This window comes from Leucobacter manosquensis, from assembly GCF_018304845.1.
GTDB classification, from domain to species: Bacteria; Actinomycetota; Actinomycetes; order Actinomycetales; family Microbacteriaceae; genus Leucobacter; species Leucobacter alluvii.
Genome location: NZ_JAFEVO010000001.1, coordinates 1,914,303 through 1,931,760, shown reverse-complemented (window position 1 = coordinate 1,931,760; position 17,458 = coordinate 1,914,303). Strand labels below are relative to the sequence as shown.

The 17,458-nt window shown below is 68.3% G+C and carries 21 protein-coding genes; 10 read left to right on the top strand and 11 right to left on the bottom strand.

Annotated elements, in window-relative coordinates:
- Window positions 1-23 precede the first annotated feature (23 nt).
- The 3 genes from aztC to aztB form a co-directional block, all read right to left on the bottom strand.
- Window positions 24-941 (bottom strand): zinc ABC transporter substrate-binding protein AztC, encoded by a 918-nt coding sequence (aztC, locus tag JSQ98_RS08950; RefSeq protein WP_211650485.1) that lies wholly within the window; start codon window positions 939-941, stop codon window positions 24-26.
- Window positions 942-1,009: 68 nt separating this feature from the next.
- Complete coding sequence (locus JSQ98_RS08945) at window positions 1,010-2,287, bottom strand: ABC transporter (RefSeq protein WP_211649301.1); 1,278 nt, start codon at window positions 2,285-2,287, stop codon at window positions 1,010-1,012.
- A gap of 8 nt (window positions 2,288-2,295) precedes the next feature.
- Window positions 2,296-3,150 (bottom strand): zinc ABC transporter permease AztB, encoded by an 855-nt coding sequence (gene aztB, locus JSQ98_RS08940; protein ID WP_346728762.1) that lies wholly within the window; start codon window positions 3,148-3,150, stop codon window positions 2,296-2,298.
- A gap of 55 nt (window positions 3,151-3,205) precedes the next feature.
- Between aztB and aztA the strand changes: the two genes are divergently transcribed.
- From aztA to JSQ98_RS08920, 4 genes are all read left to right on the top strand, one after another.
- Entirely contained in the window at window positions 3,206-3,865 is a 660-nt protein-coding gene (gene aztA / locus JSQ98_RS08935) for a zinc ABC transporter ATP-binding protein AztA (protein ID WP_211649298.1), read from the top strand.
- Between the two features lie 87 nt (window positions 3,866-3,952).
- Window positions 3,953-5,086 carry an alanine racemase gene (alr, locus tag JSQ98_RS08930; RefSeq protein WP_346728761.1) on the top strand — a complete coding sequence of 378 codons (1,134 nt, stop codon included), beginning with the start codon at window positions 3,953-3,955 and terminating at the stop codon, window positions 5,084-5,086.
- Between the two features lie 395 nt (window positions 5,087-5,481).
- Window positions 5,482-5,937 (top strand): DoxX family protein, encoded by a 456-nt coding sequence (locus JSQ98_RS08925; protein WP_090152714.1) that lies wholly within the window; start codon window positions 5,482-5,484, stop codon window positions 5,935-5,937.
- Between the two features lie 240 nt (window positions 5,938-6,177).
- The gene (locus tag JSQ98_RS08920; protein ID WP_211649296.1) at window positions 6,178-7,017 is read left to right on the top strand and encodes an aldo/keto reductase; all 840 of its coding nucleotides are present in this window, start codon (window positions 6,178-6,180) and stop codon (window positions 7,015-7,017) included.
- 38 nt (window positions 7,018-7,055) lie between these two features.
- Here JSQ98_RS08920 and JSQ98_RS08915 read toward each other — a convergent pair whose 3' ends face one another.
- Window positions 7,056-7,436 carry a winged helix-turn-helix transcriptional regulator gene (locus JSQ98_RS08915; RefSeq protein ID WP_090152704.1) on the bottom strand — a complete coding sequence of 127 codons (381 nt, stop codon included), beginning with the start codon at window positions 7,434-7,436 and terminating at the stop codon, window positions 7,056-7,058.
- A 97-nt stretch (window positions 7,437-7,533) separates the two neighbouring features.
- Between JSQ98_RS08915 and JSQ98_RS08910 the strand changes: the two genes are divergently transcribed.
- Window positions 7,534-8,403 carry an SDR family oxidoreductase gene (locus JSQ98_RS08910; RefSeq protein WP_211649295.1) on the top strand — a complete coding sequence of 290 codons (870 nt, stop codon included), beginning with the start codon at window positions 7,534-7,536 and terminating at the stop codon, window positions 8,401-8,403.
- A gap of 136 nt (window positions 8,404-8,539) precedes the next feature.
- Here the strand turns inward: JSQ98_RS08910 and JSQ98_RS08905 are convergent, their stop codons facing one another.
- From JSQ98_RS08905 to JSQ98_RS08880, 6 genes are all read right to left on the bottom strand, one after another.
- Complete coding sequence (locus JSQ98_RS08905) at window positions 8,540-9,043, bottom strand: CarD family transcriptional regulator (protein ID WP_090152699.1); 504 nt, start codon at window positions 9,041-9,043, stop codon at window positions 8,540-8,542.
- A 207-nt stretch (window positions 9,044-9,250) separates the two neighbouring features.
- On the bottom strand, window positions 9,251-9,802 hold the full coding sequence (locus JSQ98_RS08900) for a TspO/MBR family protein (RefSeq protein WP_211649294.1): 552 nt from the start codon (window positions 9,800-9,802) through the stop codon (window positions 9,251-9,253).
- Between the two features lie 232 nt (window positions 9,803-10,034).
- On the bottom strand, window positions 10,035-10,610 hold the full coding sequence (locus tag JSQ98_RS08895; protein WP_090152693.1) for a DUF3618 domain-containing protein: 576 nt from the start codon (window positions 10,608-10,610) through the stop codon (window positions 10,035-10,037).
- On the bottom strand, window positions 10,607-11,020 hold the full coding sequence (locus JSQ98_RS08890) for a phage holin family protein (protein ID WP_211649293.1): 414 nt from the start codon (window positions 11,018-11,020) through the stop codon (window positions 10,607-10,609). The genes JSQ98_RS08895 and JSQ98_RS08890 overlap by 4 nt, the downstream gene beginning before the upstream one ends.
- Window positions 10,998-11,849 carry a hypothetical protein gene (locus JSQ98_RS08885; protein WP_211649292.1) on the bottom strand — a complete coding sequence of 284 codons (852 nt, stop codon included), beginning with the start codon at window positions 11,847-11,849 and terminating at the stop codon, window positions 10,998-11,000. The genes JSQ98_RS08890 and JSQ98_RS08885 overlap by 23 nt, the downstream gene beginning before the upstream one ends.
- 125 nt (window positions 11,850-11,974) lie before the next feature.
- On the bottom strand, window positions 11,975-12,481 hold the full coding sequence (locus tag JSQ98_RS08880) for a metallophosphoesterase family protein (protein WP_211649291.1): 507 nt from the start codon (window positions 12,479-12,481) through the stop codon (window positions 11,975-11,977).
- Between the two features lie 113 nt (window positions 12,482-12,594).
- On the opposite strand from JSQ98_RS08880, the gene JSQ98_RS08875 reads away from it, so the two are divergent.
- The 3 genes from JSQ98_RS08875 to JSQ98_RS08865 are packed head-to-tail and all read left to right on the top strand — an operon-like array spanning window position 12,595 to window position 16,224.
- Entirely contained in the window at window positions 12,595-14,394 is a 1,800-nt protein-coding gene (locus tag JSQ98_RS08875) for a glycoside hydrolase family 15 protein (RefSeq protein WP_211649290.1), read from the top strand.
- A 55-nt stretch (window positions 14,395-14,449) separates the two neighbouring features.
- Window positions 14,450-15,346, top strand: coding sequence for an SDR family oxidoreductase (locus JSQ98_RS08870; RefSeq protein ID WP_090152673.1), 897 nt, complete (start codon window positions 14,450-14,452; stop codon window positions 15,344-15,346).
- On the top strand, window positions 15,346-16,224 hold the full coding sequence (locus JSQ98_RS08865; RefSeq protein WP_249290788.1) for an SMP-30/gluconolactonase/LRE family protein: 879 nt from the start codon (window positions 15,346-15,348) through the stop codon (window positions 16,222-16,224). Before JSQ98_RS08870 ends, JSQ98_RS08865 begins: the two co-directional genes overlap by 1 nt.
- Window positions 16,225-16,262: 38 nt before the next feature.
- On the opposite strand, the gene JSQ98_RS08860 is transcribed toward JSQ98_RS08865, so the two are convergent.
- Entirely contained in the window at window positions 16,263-16,622 is a 360-nt protein-coding gene (locus tag JSQ98_RS08860) for a hypothetical protein (protein ID WP_211649287.1), read from the bottom strand.
- A gap of 154 nt (window positions 16,623-16,776) precedes the next feature.
- Between JSQ98_RS08860 and JSQ98_RS08855 the strand changes: the two genes are divergently transcribed.
- On the top strand, window positions 16,777-17,106 hold the full coding sequence (locus JSQ98_RS08855) for a DUF7882 family protein (protein ID WP_090152662.1): 330 nt from the start codon (window positions 16,777-16,779) through the stop codon (window positions 17,104-17,106).
- A gap of 10 nt (window positions 17,107-17,116) precedes the next feature.
- On the top strand, window positions 17,117-17,455 hold the full coding sequence (locus tag JSQ98_RS08850) for a hypothetical protein (RefSeq protein ID WP_211649286.1): 339 nt from the start codon (window positions 17,117-17,119) through the stop codon (window positions 17,453-17,455).
- Window positions 17,456-17,458 lie beyond the last annotated feature (3 nt).

Sequence of the window (17,458 nt, the reverse complement as noted above, 5' to 3'; positions counted from 1 at the left end):
GTCCTGCTTTCTTTTGGTGGGTGTTACTTCGTCAGTCCCTCGGAGATGCGAGCGGTGTTCGCGCGCATCATCTCGAGGTAGGTCTCTGCGCCCTCGCCGGGGCCCGTGAGCGACTCCGTGTAGAGCTCCTCGACGCGCACATCGATGTCGGCTTCGCTGGCGAGCACCTGCACCAAGCGGTCGGGTTGGGAGGATTCGGCGAAGATCGTGGAGACCCCCGCCCGGGTGATGGCATCGCTGAGCTCCCGCAGGTCGGCGGCGCTCGGGGCGGCGAGCGTCGTGCCGCCGGGAATCGCCGCACCGACCACGCGGAAGCCGTAGCGTTCGGCGAGGTATCCGAACACGTGATGGTTCGTCACGAGAGCGCGGCGCTCCTGCGGAATGGCCTCGAAGGCGGATGTCATCTCCGCATCGAGCGTGCGCAGTTCCTCCCGGTACGCATCCGCGTGCTCGGCGAGCTTCGTCCGGTCGATGCCGTCGATCTCCGACGCGGAGACCTCGATGGCATCGACGACGTCGAGCATGGTGCCGGGGTCGGTCCAGAAATGCGGATCGGGGGCGCCTGCGGCGTCACCGCTCGCGTAGGGCAGCGCTTCGACGGCGTCGCCGGCCACGAGCAGGGGGGCGCCCGCCTCGGCGGCGCGATCGAGGTGCTGCTGCAACCCCTCTTCGAGGCCGAGCCCGCTCGACACGATCAGGTCGGCGTCGCCCAGCATGGCGGCCTCCTGCGCTGAGATCTCGAAGGAATGCGGGTCGGCGTTCGCGCGCATGAGCGTCGTCACCTCGGCCTGATCGCCAACGACCTCGCCGACCACGTCGCCGAGGATGTTGGTGGTGACCACGATCTGGGGCTGATCGGGGCCGCCGGATCCGGCCGCTGCTGAGCAGCCCGTGAGGGCGAATACCGCGATCGCGAGAGCGGCGAGAGTCGCGTGCCGGATCGGCCGCCGCGTGCGATGATCTCCCCGCCGAGCGCGGCGTCGAGATGCGGACGCCTCGAACGCCCGGGTCACCGGCCGACCTCCGCGACGAAATGAGCCGGGACCCCGGTCTCGAGCGTGCGAGCGACGCGTGCGCCGTCGGCGTAGTCGATCTCGAAGACCGCACCCGTAGCGGGGTCGTTCACATAGGCGCGCTGCGCGTCGACGGTGAGCGAAACCTGGCCGCCGCCGCCCACTGCATCGGTGACGATCGGATCGGTCGCCGCGCGCTCCGCCCCATCTGCGTCGAAGACGCGCACCCTGCCGTCGGGAGTCAGCGTCACGACGTGACCCGCCTCATCATCGACGGCGGACGCGGCGACGGGACGCTCGGGCATCGCGATCCAGCGCCATGACTGCTCGCGGGTATCGAGGAGCCAGACACCGCTCCCATCTCCGAGGCCCGCGACGGTGGGGCGGCCCTTTCGGGCGGAGAACTCCGTCGCGGGAGGGGCGTCACCGCTCGCGTCAGCGGGGTACGCCACCTTCGTCAACGCGGTCTCGCCTTCCGCGGAAGTCGCGAGCACAGCCCCGTCGGCGCAGCCCACCACGAGCGCGAGCCGCGTGGTGATCGTGCCAGAGGCCTCGGTGCACGCGATGGAGTCGATCTCGTCGCCCGCGGCATCGACGGCGCGCACGCGCTCGATCCGCCCACTGCCGTCAGCCTCGGTGACGAGCGCTCCCTCGCGGAGCGGGGCGATGAGTCCGTCGTGCGGCGCGACCTCGAGGCGCAGCGTCTCGTTGATCTCACCCTTCGAGAGGGCTCCGTTGTCGAGCAGCACCGCCTCACCCGAGTCGGGGAAGAAGACGCCGGTGCCGCCGGCGGTCGAGAGCATGCCGGTGGCGATCGAAGCGACGCCGGAGCCCTCGACGGTTCCGGGCGAAGCCGGGTCGGCCCGGTAGTAGTGGAAGTGGTCGACGTGATCCCACGTCCAGGCGCCGCTGTCGACGACGTCAACGCCGTGCTCGTCAGCGACGAAGGCGTACCGCCCATCAGAGGCGACCGAGCGCGGAGCGCGGACGCCGTCGAGTTCGGTCTCGGTGCCGTCGAGCAGGTCGAGCAGCGAAACCGATCCGGAAGCATCGATGGAGACGAGATGCAGCGGCGGCTCGGAGGCTTCGGCGGCTCCTTCGATCTCGCCGTGGCCGGAGCCCGTGTCGTCGCTCGGAGTTTCAGCAGACGACGCTGCGTCTGCTGGCGCACTCGAATCGGAGGGGGAAGCGCTGCATCCGGCGAGCAGCAGGCCGAGGATGGCGGCTCCGGCCAGAGGAGTGGTGCGGGACGGGCGGAGGGGGTGCGGAGACATCGTGCCTTTCACGAGAGTGCGGTGATCTGGGGAAGCGGGGCGCGACGGACGACATCGACCATGCGGACGCCGATCCCGGAGAGGGCTGCGAGAGCGATGGCGGCCGCCGCGATCGATGCGCCCGCGGCGGTGCCGAGATGCCACGATGCGAGCAGGCCTGCGAAGACCGCGAGCACGCCGATCGCGGTGGCGAGCGCCATGCGGGTGGCGATGCTGCTGGTCCATGGCGCTGCTGCGACCGCGGGGGCGAGCAGGAGGCCGACGACCAGCAACGAGCCGACGGCCTGATAGGAGCTGACGACTGCGAGCGTGACGAGGCCGACCAGGACGACCTGGGCGAGATGCGGCCGCAGGTGCAGCGTTGCAGCGATGCGCTGATCGAACGCCGCGGCGACGAACCGGCGGTGGAACCCGGCGGCGACCGCGATCGTGATCGCGGCGGCTCCGACGAGCAGCCAGAGATCGGCGGGGGTGATGGCGAGAATATCGCCGAAGAGCATCACCGTCGCATCCGTGGCGAAACTGCGGGAATGCGACACGATGATGATGCCGAGAGAGAGCATGGCGACGAAGAGCAGGCCGATGCTGGTGTCGTACGAGAGGCGCCCGCGGCGTTGCACCCATCCGATGAGCACGCTCATCGCGACGGCGCTCACAGCGGCCCCGGCCAGGGTCGGCAGGCCGAGCACGCTCGCGACGGCGACGCCCGGCAGCATCCCGTGTCCGAGCGCTTCGCCGAGAAAGGCCATGCCGCGAATCACGACCCAGGTGCCGACGACGCCGCAGACGACTGCGACGAGGGCGCCGCCGACGAGCGCGCGGAGCACGAAGTCGGCGGTGAAGGGTTCGAGAAGTGGCAGCACGCGTTCATCATATTCATAAACGAGAATCATTATCAAAATCAGTTAGGCTTGAGGCATGTCACTTCTCACGGACCCGCGCACCTCCCGCACGGCCGCTCCGCCGGCCGTCCTCCGCGCCACCGGCATCCACTTCTCGTTCGACACCACCCCGGTGCTCCGAGGCATCGACATCGAGCTCGAACCCGGCAGCGTCACCGTCATCGCTGGAGCGAACGGCGCGGGCAAATCCACGCTGCTCGAAGTGCTGGCGGGCGTGCGCACCCCGTCGAGCGGCCGCGTCGAGCGATCCGGATCCGTCGCGCTCGTCGTGCAGCGCATCGCCGCACCCGACGCGCTCCCCGTCACCGTTCGCGAGGTGGTCGCCATGGGCACCTGGGAGCGGCGGCGACTCGCCCGCAGCGAGCGGCGGGACCGGGTCGTCGATGCGCTCGAGCGAGTCGCCCTCGCCGACCTCGCCGAGCGCCCGTTCACCGCGCTCTCCGGCGGGCAGCGCCAACGGGTGCTCCTCGCCCAGGGCATCGCACGCCGGGCTCGGATATTCCTCCTCGACGAGCCGGCATCCGGCCTCGACGCCGCGAGCCGCGCACGCACGCAGACGATTCTCGTCGAAGAAGCGAATCGCGGGGCCACCGTCGCGTGCGTGACCCACGACGACGCGGCGATCGCAAATGCCGACCGGATCGTGCGACTCGATCACGGGGTGCGCGTGGCGTAGCAGAGGGGTGCGCGCAGGTTGCACTGCGCGCGCGGCCTAGACTGGTGGGTACGCTGCGTTCCGTACGTGGCGGCGAACCAAGGAAGGGTGGTTGCCGCTCAGATGATCACCGAACCCGTAGCCGAAGTCGACCTCGACGCGATCGCGTCGAATATCCGGGTGCTCGCCGCGCTCGCGCCCTCCGCCGAGCTCATGGCAGTCGTCAAAGCCGACGGATACGGGCACGGGGCACTTCCGGTGGCGCACGCCGCCATCGCGGCCGGCGCAGGGTCGCTGGGCGTGGCCACGATCTCCGAGGCCCTGGCGCTCCGCGCCGGTGGGGTCACCGCCCCGATACTGAGCTGGTTGTCGACGAGCGGATACGCCGAAGCCATCGCGCAAGACGTGCGTCTCGGCGTGAACTCGCGCAGCCAGCTCGACGCGATCGCCGCCGCCGCCCGCGAGATCGGCCGGCCCGTGGAGGTCCACGTCAAGGTCGACACCGGGCTCAGCCGCAACGGCGTGACCGAGGCTGAACTGCCGGAGGTGCTGCGTCAGCTGGGGCGCCTTCGGGCGGAAGGCGCCGTGCGCGTGCACGGCCTCTTCAGCCACCTCTCGCACGCCGATGTCCCCGATCATCCGCAGAACAGCGCGCAACTCGAGCGACTGCTGGCCGCCCGGGCCTCGTTCGACCGGCACGGCATTCCCGTCGAGCAGATGCACCTCGGCAATTCTGGCACCGCACTCGCCCGCCCAGACCTGCACCTGGATGCTCTGCGCCCGGGACTCGCGATGTACGGGTACACCCCGTTCGAGAACCCCGACACGTCGCTGAGGCCCGCGATGACGTTGAAGGCTCCGCTCGCGCTGATGAAGCGCGTGCACGCCGGCGACGGCGTCTCGTACGGCCACACCTGGACCGCCGAGCGAGACACCACGCTCGGGCTCGTGCCGCTCGGCTACGCCGACGGAGTGCCGCGCATCATGTCGGGCAAGTTCGACGTCGCCATCGGAGAGCGCCGATTCCCGAGCGTGGGACGCGTCTGCATGGACCAGTTCGTCGTCGATCTCGGGCCGGATGCTTCGGGCGTCGCCGAGGGAGACGAGGTCGTGCTCTTCGGCCCGGCGGAGGGGTGGCGCCCGAACGCGCGGGAATGGGCGCACGCCGCTCAGACGATCCCGTGGGAGATCCTCACCAGTATCGGTTCGCGCGTGCCGCGCAGCTACATCCACTCTGCCTGACCAGCCGCAGCGCTGCGCTGCCGTCCCTGCGCTGCGCTGCTGCGCTGCCGTCCCCATGCGAGCGGGGTCACTTTCGGTGTGTGTCGGCCGGTTTCGCTTCGCGACACCCTCCGCAAGTGACCCGGCTCGTACAGGCAAGGCAAGGCAGCGGCGGTGCGGCGGGCCGGGCGGCGCGGCAGGCCGGACGGCGCTGACCCGGCCTGCCGGGCGGCGCGGCAGGCCGGACGGCGCGGAAGGCTGGGCGGCGCTGACCCGGCCCTCCGGTACGAATACCAGATGCGGACGTCTCGAAACCGCAGAGTTCGCAACTCCTCAGATTCATACTCTCCGCATCTCCTAACCTGGCGCCCGGCCCCAACGGCCGAATGAACCGATGCCATGAAAGCGAGACACACATGCCCCGCACCCGTTCGCCACACGCCTCCACCCCGACCGCCTCGACAGCGTGGGGTCTGCTGATCATCCGCCTCGCGCTCGGCGCGGTCTTCCTGATGCACGGCGCGCAGAAGCTCTTCGAATTCACGATCCCGGGCACGGTCGAATCGTTCGGCGCGATGGGTGCTCCGCTTCCCGAGATCACCGCGCCGCTGGTCGCCGTGCTCGAATTCGCCGGCGGGATCCTGCTGATTCTGGGGCTGCTGACTCGGCTCGTCGCCCTGTTGCTCGCCATCGACATGGTCGTGGCGCTCGTGCTCGTGCACGCGGCGGCCGGATTCTGGGTCGCCGAGGGTGGTTACGAATTCGTCGCGGTGCTCGGTGCGGCGGCGCTCGGGATCGCGCTCACGGGCGCCGGATCGCTCTCCCTCGACCGCCCGCTCCTGCGCGGTCGCGCGCCGGCCTGGCTCGCCTGACGCGACGCGGCACCGCACCCCATCCCACCCCACCCACCCACCACCCACCCACCCCACCACCGTCACCCCACCACACCCCACCCACCCACCACCGAGCGGGGTCACTCTTCGTGCGTGTTGCATCCCCGACACGCACGAAGAGTGACCCCGCTCGCAGATTGGGGCGGGGAGAGGCACGCCGCGCCGAGCGCGGCGTGCTAGACAGGAGGTACGCGAGTCGGCGACCAATGGAGGAGCAACATGGCAGAGTACGCACCGTTCACCGCGCACAACGGGTTCGTCCTCCCGCCCATCGGGCTCGGAACCTATCGACTGAACGGCGACGCTGGGGCTGAATCGGTCGCGGCAGCGGTGCGTGCCGGCTACCGTCTGCTCGACACCGCCGTCAACTACGAGAACGAGGGCTCCGTCGGCCGCGGTGTGCGCCTCGCCGGTGACTCCGGTGCCGGGGTGATCGTCACATCCAAGCTGCCCGGCCGGCATCATGAGGCGCCCGCGAATCAGACGAGCATCGAGGAGAGCCGCTCCCGTATCGGCGTCGATGCGATCGGTCTGCATCTCATCCACTGGCCGAATCCGTCGCAGGCGCAGTACGTCGACGCCTGGCAGGGTCTCATCGACGCTCGCGAGCGGGGTGTGGTCGATCAGATCGGCGTGTCGAACTTCCTCCTCGAACACCTCGAACGCATCGAGGGGGAGACCGGCGTGCGTCCCGTCGTGAACCAGCTGGAGGTGCACCCGTACTTCCCGCAGGTGGAAGCGGTCGAAGCGCATGGCGAGCTCGGAATCATCACGGAGGCGTGGAGCCCGATCGGGCGCGCGGGGGCGATCCTCAGCGAACCCGTCATCCGTGAGCTGGCGCAGTCGCATGAGTGCACCCCGGTGCAGGTCGTGTTGGCGTGGCATGCGGCGAGGGGCGTCGTCTCAATCCCGCGGTCGCAGCACCTGGAGCGGCAGCGGGAGAATCTCGCGGCTGTCGACGTGGTGCTGGACGAGGCCGAGGTGTCGGCCATCACCGCGCTCGGGCGCTCCGACGGCCGATTGTTCGGTGCGGATCCCCGAACCCACGAAGAGATGTAGCCATTCCGTCGCACACCCGGTGGTCTCGGAGTGCGGGATCAGCGGGCGTTCGGCGTGGCACGCGATGCGACGCCGACGATGTCATCGGCTCGCACCGCGATCCATTCGATGAGCGGGAGCATGCGGTCCATCAGGTCGCGGCCGCGCTCGGTGAGGCAGTACTCGACGTGCGGCGGCACCGTCGGCAGTGACTCCCGGTGGACGATGCCATCCGCGACGAGTTGGCGCAGGGTCGAAGCGAGCATCTTCTCGCTGATGCCCTCGACCTCACGGCGCAGCTCTCCCCAGCGATGAGTGCCGTCTGAGAGCGTGCAGAGCACGAGCACGCCCCAGCGACTCATGACGTGATCGAGGACTACGCGCGTCGAGCACGCCGGAGCGAAGGCTCCGGTTTCGCGCAATTCCGCATAACTTACCATTTGGGGAGTACCTTACCGGAAAGTGGGTACCCGCGTTCGGGAATGTGCGGCCGTCGAAGACCGCTGCACTCCTCGAACCCCTCCCGAAAGGAACCCCATGACCATTCTCGTCACCGGCGCCACCGGCGCCCTCGGCCATCTCGTCATCGATGCACTGCTCGCTCGCGACATCGCCCCTGCGCAGATCGTCGCCGGTGCGCGCACGCCCGCGAAGGCCGCTGACCTCGCGGAGCGCGGCGTCACAGTCGTGCCGCTCGACTACGACGACGCCTCGTCCGTCGAGGGAGCGTTCGCCGGCGTCGACCGCGTACTGCTCATCTCGGGGAGCGAGGTCGGCAAGCGCACGGCTCAGCACCTCGCCGTCATTGAGGCGGCGGCCCGCGCGGGCGTCAAGCATCTCGTGTACACGAGCCTCGCGAACGTCGAGCGCAGTTCCCTGGCGCTGGCGCCGGAGCACCTCGCTACGGAGCGCGCCATCGCGGAGTCGGGTCTCCCCGCCACGATTCTCCGCAACGACTGGTACGCGGAGAACTACGTGGCGAACCTCGACCAGGCCGAGGCGACGGGCGTGCTGCTCTCCGCCACGCACGGGGGTCGCGTCTCAGCGGCTGCTCGTGCTGACTATGCGGCAGCGGCAGCGGTCGTGCTCGCCGATGACGCGCACGTCGGCAAGGTGTACGAGCTCGCGGGCGAACCCGTCACGTACGACGAGATCGCTGCGGCGATCGGCGAAGCGGTGGGTCGCGAGGTCGTGCACCACGACGTGTCAGCTGCCGAATTCCGTGCGGCGCTCGAACGCGCCGGACTGGATGCGGGGACGATCGGCTTCCTCGAGGGGCTCGACGCTGGCATCGCGGCGGGGGATCTCGATGTCGAGGATCCGACGCTCACCGAGTTGATCGGCCGCCCGACTACCCCGCTCGTCGAAGTGCTTCGCGCAGCGCGAGTCGCGAACGCCGCCGCCTGACCGTCACCGTCTTCCGGCGGCAGCCACTGGTTCGCCGAAGGCGCCACTCGACGTCAGCAGCGGCCGAAGCTCCTCACCACGCAGAACGGGCCGCGCACGAGTCTTCGTGCGCGGCCCGTTCTGCGGGAGGGGGAACTCAGACGGCGATCTTCTCGCCGGCGAGAATCTTCTCGACCTCTTCGTATGCGTCAGTCTCCGAGATGCCCCGGGCGAGCGCGAACTCCGTGACGAGGATGCCGCTTGCCCGCTGGTACATCGCCTTCTCGCCCGTGGAGAGCTTTGCGCCCTGGCTGCGGCGCCACAGGTCGCGTACGACCTCGCCGACGCGGTGCACACTGCCGGAGGCGAGCTTCTCGCCATTGGCCTTGAAGCGCCGCGACCAGTTGCCTGGCTCCTCGGTGAACTCCTCCTGAAGGATCTGGATGAGCGACTCGATGCCATCGCGATCGATGAGTTCGCGCACGCCGATCTCGTTCAGCTGATCCGCGGGGATCTGAATGGAGAGCTCGTTGAGCAGGGGCTGCAGCGTCAGCCAGGTGCGCTCGACGCCGCCGATCTTCTTCACCTCGATCGCAGTGATCGTAACCGCACCGTGGTGCGGGTACACGAGGGTGTGTCCCACGACGTGAGACTGCTGCATAGTGATCTCCTCAGGCAATGTCGTGTGCGGACGCGCGGGCTGGGTGCCTCACGGTCTCGACGAGTGCGAAGGGACTGGACGCCGCGATATGCGGTCCGCTGTGCCCCCGAACTTGCACTTCCTACTAATTTTAGCCGATTCCGGCGGATTTGCCCAATCGGAGGCAGTATGATGCCCCGATCTTCTCAGGGAGACGACGCCCCCGCTTCAGTTGAGGACGATGATGCCGATGTTCAGCGTGCTCGCGAAGCACAGCCACAGGAGGTAGGGCACCATGATGAGGCTGGCGATCCGCGACCACTTCGCAGCAGACACGGCGAGTGCGATGACCACGACGATCAGAGCGATGATGATGACGGCGGCGATCCACCAGGCTGCTTCGCCGAAAATGGGATATCCGGCGAAGAACACCGGGGTCCACAGGGCATTGAGCACCAGCTGCAGAACGAAGAGCGAGAGGGTGGAACGGGCGGCGTTCGGCCCGCCCATGCGGAAACCCGGGCGCCAGATCAGGAAGCCCGCGAGTGCGATGAGGGCGTACAGCGCCGTCCACACGGGCCCGAATACGGCGTTCGGCGGATCCCACGGCACCTTCTCCGCATCGGCGTACCACCCGTCGACGTTGCCAGTGGAAGCGATGGAACCGCCGAAGGCCACTGCGGCCACGATGACCAGGAAGATGACGGCGACGAGCACCTGGCGCAACGTCGTCGGTCCCTTCGCCCGGGCGATGACATCTTCGTCTACCTGCGCATCCATATGAGCGACGCCCCCTTCGCTGATCGCATGGCCGCCTCGGCCACGTGCGCTCCACTCTGCCCATCCAGACCGAGGAGCGCCAGGGGGTTGCGGTCGGAGCGGGCGTCGCCGAACGGAGGCCCTGCGGCGACGGGGGCGGGCACCGGGCCACACACGCCAGTGTCCGGCGCCGACGAGGCGCCCGCCGAAGCGGGCGATCCGTCGACGCCGGACGACTCGCCGGCACCGGCTCCTACTGGTTGGAGAGGTTCTCGCGCGCCTCGCCCGCGCGCGACTGCACGTCTCCGGTCGCCGAGGTGGCTTCGCTCTTCACGTGCTCGGCAGCCTCCGTCGCCGTCGACTTCACGGCCTCAGCGGCCTCCGTGGCGGGGTCCTGCAGGTTCGATGCGACCGACTTCGCCGCAGCCGTGGCCTCGTCGACGAGGGGCTGCGCCTCGTCGCGGAGCGTCTGCGACAGTTCCTTCTCCTTGTCAGTGCTCGGGATCAGCGACGCCGCGACCAGCCCGACGCCGAACGCGATGAGCCCGACGGCGAGAGGGTTCCCCTCGGCCTTCGCCTTGACCGTGTGCGCGGCGTCATGGGCGGCATCCCCGGCTCGCCCTGCGACTCCCGATGCGGTGCCGCTCGCATCGTCCGCGGCGCCCATCACGCGCTCCTTGATGGATCCGAATTTCGTGCGCACCTTGTCCTTCTGGCGGTCCACGATCTTGCCGGGAGTGACCTTGTCGACCAGCGCGTCGGTGTCTTGGCCCAGGGAACGGCGCGTGCGCTCGATATCGGCTCGGATGGCATCCGGTGACTCGTTCATAAGTTCTCCTCATTTCTCTTGAGTGTCGGAATGAATTCCTGCAGGGTTTCCATCGTCTGCGGCGCGCCCTTGACCTTCTTGAGCTGCGCCTTGCCGATGACGAACAGTACGGCGGCGATCACCGCCCAGATCGCGGCCACGATGACGCCAGACCACCCGCCGCCGACCAGGGTCGCGAGCGCTGCCCAGAGCGCGATCGAGAGGAAGAGCACCACCATGCTCCCGGCGTACGCCGCGCCGCCCAGCATTCCTGCTCCGCGGCCGGTGTTCTTCGCCGATTCGCGGAGCTCGGCTTTCGCGAGGGCGAGCTCCTGGCGCATGAGCGTCGAGAGATCTCCGGTCACCTCGCTCAGCAGGTCACCGAGCGATTCGTTCGCTGCCTGTTCTTCAGAGGGGGTTGGGTCGGCCATCTGCGCCTCCTCCCGTGATGTCGCCGTGGCGCGAGGCTCCGGGCGCACCCGGCGCGGTTCCCGGGGCGCCGGGGCCCACTCCTGGAAGGGGAGATTCCGGCGCGACCGGAGCGTGGGGTGCTGGCTGACCAGATGCCGGCGCGACCGGGGCCGGGGGCGCTGCCGGAGGTGCAGCGGGAGCGACGGGGCGCGATACGGGTGCAGCCGGGCTCGAACCCGGAGCAGACGTGCTGGTGCTGGGACTGGTTACGGGGCGCGCCGGGGTCGTCCCGCCCGCGGGAGCGCTCGACTCGGACGAGGACTGCTCGTGCGCATTCGCAGCGAGAGCGCGGGTGAGGCGCCCCGCGACGACGCCTGCGACCGCGGCGATACCGATGAAGGCGCCCGGCCGTCGGCGCGCGAACGCCTTAACCTCGCTGACGACTTCGCGCGGTTCGTGGCTGTCGAGCCAGTCGCCGATGCGCGCGACCTTCTCAGAGGTCTGGCGCACGAGATCGGGGGCGACACCACCGCCCGAAGCGCTCGAAGCCATTGCTTCGAGATCGTCGCCGGCGCGCTGCAGGCCGGAGGCGAGCCGCGACTGCTGCTTGGAGGCTTCGTCGTTCAGCTCGCGAGTGGTCTGCGCGACGAGCTCGTGCAACTGCATCGATGCTTCCTCAGCGACGTTGCCGATCTCGTCCTTCGCGGTGTGGGCGACGTTGCTCGCACCGTCCTGCACCGTGTGGGCGAGTTCGCCAGCCTCCTCCTTGGCGGTGTCGACCGTGCCGGATGATGGTGTGCGATTCGGATTCGCGTTTCCGCTCCCGAGGAGCTCATTCTCATGGGACATGTTCTCTCCTTCCACGCCGGATCGTTGCCGGTGTGACTCCGTTTGTAGTCGAAGGAATTCGAGAGGGGACGGGCCTTGCACGAGTGCCGATCATGTGCCATCCGCGCGTAATCACGGGGAGCGAGTCAGGCGTCGCGATCCACGGGGATGAGCTCGACGGAGAGATCCGCGCCGTCGACATCGGCGAGCATCATGGTGCACTGCGGCTGGCGGCGACGATCGGTCGGGGAACCCGGGTTGAGCAGGCGCATGCCGCCGGGTGAGACCGTGTCCCAAGGAATGTGCGAATGGCCGAAGACCAGCACGTCGGCGTCGGGGAATGCGGTGTCCGCCCGTTGCTCGCGCCCCGCTGCGGCACCGGTCTCGTGCACCATCGCGATGTCGAGCTCCTCGACGCGGACGTGCGCGACCTCGGGAAGCCGCGCGCGCAACTCCGGGCCGTCGTTGTTGCCCCACACGCCGACGAGCGAACGAGAGGAGGCCTGCAGCAGGTCGAGGGTCGCGGCATCCACCCAGTCGCCCGCGTGCAGCACGACGTCGGCCGTCGCCGCAGCCGCGAGCACCGCCCCTGGCATTCGCTTCGCCCGTTTCGGCAGGTGGGTATCGGCGATGATGAGCAGACGGGTGGGCATGCCACACTCTTATCGCGGGAGACGGGCCGGACGCAAGGCTCTGCCGTGATCCCGCACCGCATTCGACGATGGGCGCATGGCATTCCGGATCGCGATCGCCTCGGCGGGCTCACATGGCGCGCCCGATTGAGTCATATGCACCGATCGGCGACGGCCGCACGGTCGCCCTGGTCGGCTCGAACGGGAGGATCGACTGGCTTCCCCTGCCGAACCTCACGAATGTTCCGGTGTTCGCGCACCTTCTCGACGCCGACACGGGCGGGTACTTCGAGGTTGCGCCAGACCTCCCCGAGACGGAGTACCGGACCGAGCGTCGATACGTGCCCGGCACCAACGTGCTCGAGACGACGTTCGTCGCCGAGTCGGGAAGCGTGCGCGTCACCGATGCCCTGCTCGTCGGCATCTCGGGCCGTCTCCCGTGGGCGGAGCTCGCGCGTCGGGTGACGGGCATCGAGGGAGAAGTGCCCGTGCGCTGGTCCGTGCACCCTGGCACGTCGTTGCAGACCGCGGCGCCGTGGATCGAAGCGACCGCTCATGGGCATGTGGTGCGCAGCGGCGCGACCGCCTTCACCGTCGTCGGTCTCGAGCATGGCCCGGGTGAGCCCGACTCCGACGGTGCTCGGGGGCCGGAGCTCGAAGGCGGGTTCACCGCACGGGCGGGGTCGCGGCATCTCATCGCGATCGCCGCGACGCATGACGAGCCGTTGCACTTTCCGAAACCTGAGAACGTCGACGCTGGGATCGATCGGACCATCGAGAACTGGCGGCATTGGTCGCACGTGTTCTCCTACGACGGCCCCTACGCCGAGCTGATGCAGCGGAACGCGCTTGCGCTGAAACTCCTGATCTACAGTCCGACAGGAGCCATCGCTGCGGCAGCGACGACATCGCTGCCCGAGAACCCCGAGGGTGGCAAGAACTGGGACTATCGCTTCGCCTGGGTGCGAGATCTCGCGTACACGGCCCACTCGCTGGTGCGGTTCGGGCTTCGAGAGGAGACCCAGGCTGCGCTCTCCTGGATGCTGCAGACCATTCGCAAGCACGGCCCGGAGCTGCAGGTGATGTACACACTCGACGGTGATCTCGTGGCGGGCCCTCAGGAGCATCATGTGGCCGGATGGCGAGGAATCGGTCCGGTCGTCTCGGGCAATCCCGCCAGCGAGCAACTGCAGCTCGGCGTGTACGGCGACCTCATCGCGATCTGCCGAACCTACGTCGATGCCGGGAACGTTCTCGACGTGGCGACGGCTCGCATGCTCGCTGGCATCGCCGACCGCACCTGCGATCTGTGGCGCAATCCGGATGCGGGAATGTGGGAGCTCGCAGTGGAGCGGCACTACATCTCCTCGAAGATGGGCTGCTGGAAGGCCCTCGACGACGCTGTCGCGCTCGTCGAGGCTGCGGCGATCCCGGGGAACGCCAGCCGATGGCGGGCGGAGCGAGACCGCATCCGCGCTTGGATCGATGCACACGGCTGGTCTGAGGAGCGCGGCTCGTATCTCTTCTACGCGGGAGGGAACGAATTGGATGCATCTGTGCTGCTGCACGCCCCGACCGGCTTCGACCGCGGCGAGCGCATGTCGTCGACCATCGATGCGTTGTCCGACGAACTCGGGGCCGGCCCATTGCTCTACCGCTACAGCGGCGCCGAGCGCGAGGAGCACACGTTCGTGGCGTGCGCCTTCTGGCGCGTCGAGGCACTCGCCTGCGTCGGCCGCCACGCCGAAGCCCTCGAGCTGATGGAGGCCCTCGTCGAGCATGCCAACGACGTGGGCATCTACGCAGAGATGATCGACGCCGAGACGGGGGCCGCGTGGGGCAATACGCCGCAGGCGCTCAGCCACCTCGCCTTTCTCGGAGCGGCGATGACGATTCATGATGTCGTGCCACCAGACATGCTCGACGGCCGCTGACGGTCGCACCGGGCGCACGCACCCCCAACAGGAAACACGAGTGAAAGGAAACACCATGTCACGTGACCAGTACACCTTCGTCAACCCTGCCGAACTGTACGCGGATATCAAGCCGCAGAAGCAGCACATGCCCGAACCGGGCCTCGACGCCGACCTCACCCCGAAGGCCGATCTCGGCGAGGAGAGCTACCGCGGAACCGGCCGCCTGCAGGGCCGCAAAGCCCTCATCACCGGTGGTGATTCGGGAATCGGTGCGGCGACCGCCATCGCCTTCGCGCGCGAGGGCGCCGACGTCGCGATCTCCTACTTGCCGGAGGAGGAGACCGATGCGCAGCGCATCGCAGGCATCCTCCGCGACGCCGGAGTCACGGTGGCGACGCTGCCCGGAGACCTGCGCGATGCCGAGTACTGCCGCACGCTCGTCGCCGATGCGGTGTCCCAGCTCGGCGGGCTCGACATCCTGGTGAACAACGGCGGCAAGCAGGTGTTCCAGGAATCACTCGCCGACCTCAGCGATGAGCAGTTCGACGATACGTTCAAGACGAATGTGTACGCGATGTTCTGGATCACGAAGGCGGCCCTGCCTCATCTTGCTCCCGGGTCGACCATCATCAACACCACGTCGATCCAGGCGTACTCGCCGGCTGCGATCCTCGTCGACTACGCGTCGACGAAGGCGACGATCAACGCATTCACAAAGGGGCTCGCGGCTCAGCTCGCCCCCAAGGGCATTCGCGTCAATGCGGTCGCGCCGGGGCCGATCTGGACGCCGCTGCAGCCGAGCGACGGCCAGCCGCAGGAGAAGATCGAGGAGTTCGGCGCAGAGACCCCGTTCGGCAGGATGGGCCAGCCTGCAGAGCTCGCGCCCGCATACGTCTTCCTCGCTTCGGCGGAGTCGAGCTATGTCGCGGGGGAGACGCTCAACGTCAACGGCGGCATGCCGACTCCGTGATGAGCGAGCGCGAGACGCAGGTGTTCCGCTCGACGCCCGGAATTCTCGTCGAGAGCATCTGGTGGGATGCCCGTACCGAGGAGGTCGTGTGGGTCGACATCGTGGCTGGACTGCTGCATCGTGGACGCCTCGACGGGGCGGTGGATGGCAGTGAGGATCGCGTGGTCCACCTGCCCCCACCGCTCTCGGCGGTGCAACCCGGCCCCGACGAGGGGTATGTCGCATCGCTCCGGGACTCCGTCGTGCTGCTCGACGCCGAAGGCGCAGTGGTTCGCGAGTTGGCGCGGCTGCGGCACCGTCGCGACGGGATGCGTCTGAACGAGGGAAAGGTCGATCCGTTCGGACGTTTCGTGGTCGGCGGGATGACCGTCATCGGTGATACGCCGGATGCGGATCTCTGGTCTGTCGCGCCGGACGGCGCGGTCACGGTACTCCGGGGCGGTTTCGGCATCACGAACGGCATGGAATGGTCGGACGACGGGCGCACCATGTACGTGACGGATACCTCGACCCAGACGGTCTACCGCGGCCCGTACGGCCCGGATGGCCTCCTCGGGGAGCTCGAGCCATTCGTGTCGGGCCGTCCGAGCGACGGTCTCGCGCTCGCCGCGGACGGAACGTTCTGGAATGCGCTCTACGGCGAGGGCGTGGTGGCGCGGTGGTCGGAAGCGGGAGAACTGATCGAGGAGGTCGCGATTCCTGTGCCGAATGTCACCTCGGTCGCCTTCGCCGGGCCGGGTCTCGGTCGGGCCCTCGTCGGCACCGCCCGCGAGAATCTGACCGAAGCGCAGCTGCGGGCCGCTCCGGGTTCAGGAGCCATCTACATGTTCGACGGGGGCGCGCAGGGAAGGCCGGTGCACGCGTTCGGTTCGGCGTAAGCGCTCTCGCGGGGAGAGCCCACCGTGTGACCGGCGCGTCAGGATCGATCGAAGTCTTCGAACTCGTAATCCCAATCGGGGGCTCGCATCTCTTCATCGAGGAGCGGGCCTCCGGTCACCAGCTGCGGGAAACTGGGATGCGTGCGCAGCTCTTCGGCGTGCTCTGAGAAGTCCGGCTGCTCCTCTCCCTCCCACCTGGCGGGGAGCGAGAGCACGTCGTTGCCGACTCCGATGACGAGATCGGCGGTGCCCACCCGATCGTGATCGTCGGTCACGATCGGGATCCTCACCGCCTCGGCACGTCCGTTCTTCGCAACGGCGGCCGTGAGTTTGACCAGCGCCTCGGCGACGTCGTCAGTGGTGGTGACGGTTTCTCCAGCGTAGGTGATCGTTCTCATGGTGAGACTCTCGCATGCATTCGCGGTATTGATTAGACGGTTGTGTTTTCGGGGGAGGGACGGGTATACGCGGGAGTCGAGCGGAGGCCGCAGCACTGCGGGTAAAACGAAATCGAGCCTGCCCGAATCCGTCCGGATGTGCCATGCTGCTTGCATGGGTTTTCTGATTCATGGCGGCAATGATTACGAGTTCGAGGATCGTCTCCTCACGCATTTGAAGACGGTCATCGGGCAGAAACTGGTGAAGCAGGAGAGCTTCTTCCTCAGTTGGTCGCGCACTCCGGACCAGGGCAGCGGACGCGTATCGGTGTGGCTCTCGCCGTACGTCACGGTCGCCTTCCGCTTCTCCGGCAGCAAGCGCCCCGAGCTCAACATGACCTGGTTGAAGGCGCTGAACGCGCTCTCCAACACCCCGCGTGGGCTGATCGTCATCAGTGAGGAAGAGGCGGAGGCCTACGCGAAGAAGAATCCCGACCTGATGTGACCGCACGCTGATGGTTGCGGAGGTGCCGTGGACGCTGCTCGCATGTCTCGCGTATTCCGGCAACGTCTGCATTGGCACGGCGAGCCTGCGCGGCCGCCGTGTGCCGCGCTCATGGCACGGTCGCGTCTTCCTCGTCGCGCTCGCGCTCACCGCGATCGCCGCGGCGACCTCGTTCCCAGAGCACGGTGCTCGAGGCGCCGCTCTCATCGTCGCGCTGGTGCCACTCCTGACGCTGCCCTTCTTGGGGAGACCGGTGCGCCGCCGTCCCAGTACGCACATCATCATCGGATTGGTGGCCGCACCGTGCTTCGCGGTTGCGCTGCTGCTCTGGGCGGTCGCCGCCTTCTGACAC

Excerpts from the sequence above, each read along its gene's own strand:
- JSQ98_RS08880 (WP_211649291.1), bottom strand. The coding sequence starts at position 12,481 with ATGCCCACCCGTCTGCTCATCATCGCCGATACCCACCTGCCGAAACGG.
- JSQ98_RS08905 (WP_090152699.1), bottom strand. The coding sequence starts at position 9,043 with ATGCAGCAGTCTCACGTCGTGGGACACACCCTCGTGTACCCGCACCAC.
- JSQ98_RS08900 (WP_211649294.1), bottom strand. The coding sequence starts at position 9,802 with ATGGATGCGCAGGTAGACGAAGATGTCATCGCCCGGGCGAAGGGACCG.
- JSQ98_RS08850 (WP_211649286.1), top strand. The coding sequence starts at position 17,117 with ATGGTTGCGGAGGTGCCGTGGACGCTGCTCGCATGTCTCGCGTATTCC.
- JSQ98_RS08925 (WP_090152714.1), top strand. The coding sequence starts at position 5,482 with ATGCCCCGCACCCGTTCGCCACACGCCTCCACCCCGACCGCCTCGACA.
- JSQ98_RS08870 (WP_090152673.1), top strand. The coding sequence starts at position 14,450 with ATGTCACGTGACCAGTACACCTTCGTCAACCCTGCCGAACTGTACGCG.
- JSQ98_RS08875 (WP_211649290.1), top strand. The coding sequence starts at position 12,595 with ATGGCGCGCCCGATTGAGTCATATGCACCGATCGGCGACGGCCGCACG.
- JSQ98_RS08945 (WP_211649301.1), bottom strand. The coding sequence starts at position 2,287 with ATGTCTCCGCACCCCCTCCGCCCGTCCCGCACCACTCCTCTGGCCGGA.
- JSQ98_RS08865 (WP_249290788.1), top strand. The coding sequence starts at position 15,346 with ATGAGCGAGCGCGAGACGCAGGTGTTCCGCTCGACGCCCGGAATTCTC.
- JSQ98_RS08920 (WP_211649296.1), top strand. The coding sequence starts at position 6,178 with ATGGCAGAGTACGCACCGTTCACCGCGCACAACGGGTTCGTCCTCCCG.
- JSQ98_RS08855 (WP_090152662.1), top strand. The coding sequence starts at position 16,777 with ATGGGTTTTCTGATTCATGGCGGCAATGATTACGAGTTCGAGGATCGT.
- JSQ98_RS08910 (WP_211649295.1), top strand. The coding sequence starts at position 7,534 with ATGACCATTCTCGTCACCGGCGCCACCGGCGCCCTCGGCCATCTCGTC.
- JSQ98_RS08915 (WP_090152704.1), bottom strand. The coding sequence starts at position 7,436 with ATGGTAAGTTATGCGGAATTGCGCGAAACCGGAGCCTTCGCTCCGGCG.
- JSQ98_RS08860 (WP_211649287.1), bottom strand. The coding sequence starts at position 16,622 with ATGAGAACGATCACCTACGCTGGAGAAACCGTCACCACCACTGACGAC.
- aztA (WP_211649298.1), top strand. The coding sequence starts at position 3,206 with ATGTCACTTCTCACGGACCCGCGCACCTCCCGCACGGCCGCTCCGCCG.
- JSQ98_RS08895 (WP_090152693.1), bottom strand. The coding sequence starts at position 10,610 with ATGAACGAGTCACCGGATGCCATCCGAGCCGATATCGAGCGCACGCGC.
- JSQ98_RS08885 (WP_211649292.1), bottom strand. The coding sequence starts at position 11,849 with ATGTCCCATGAGAATGAGCTCCTCGGGAGCGGAAACGCGAATCCGAAT.
- JSQ98_RS08890 (WP_211649293.1), bottom strand. The coding sequence starts at position 11,020 with ATGGCCGACCCAACCCCCTCTGAAGAACAGGCAGCGAACGAATCGCTC.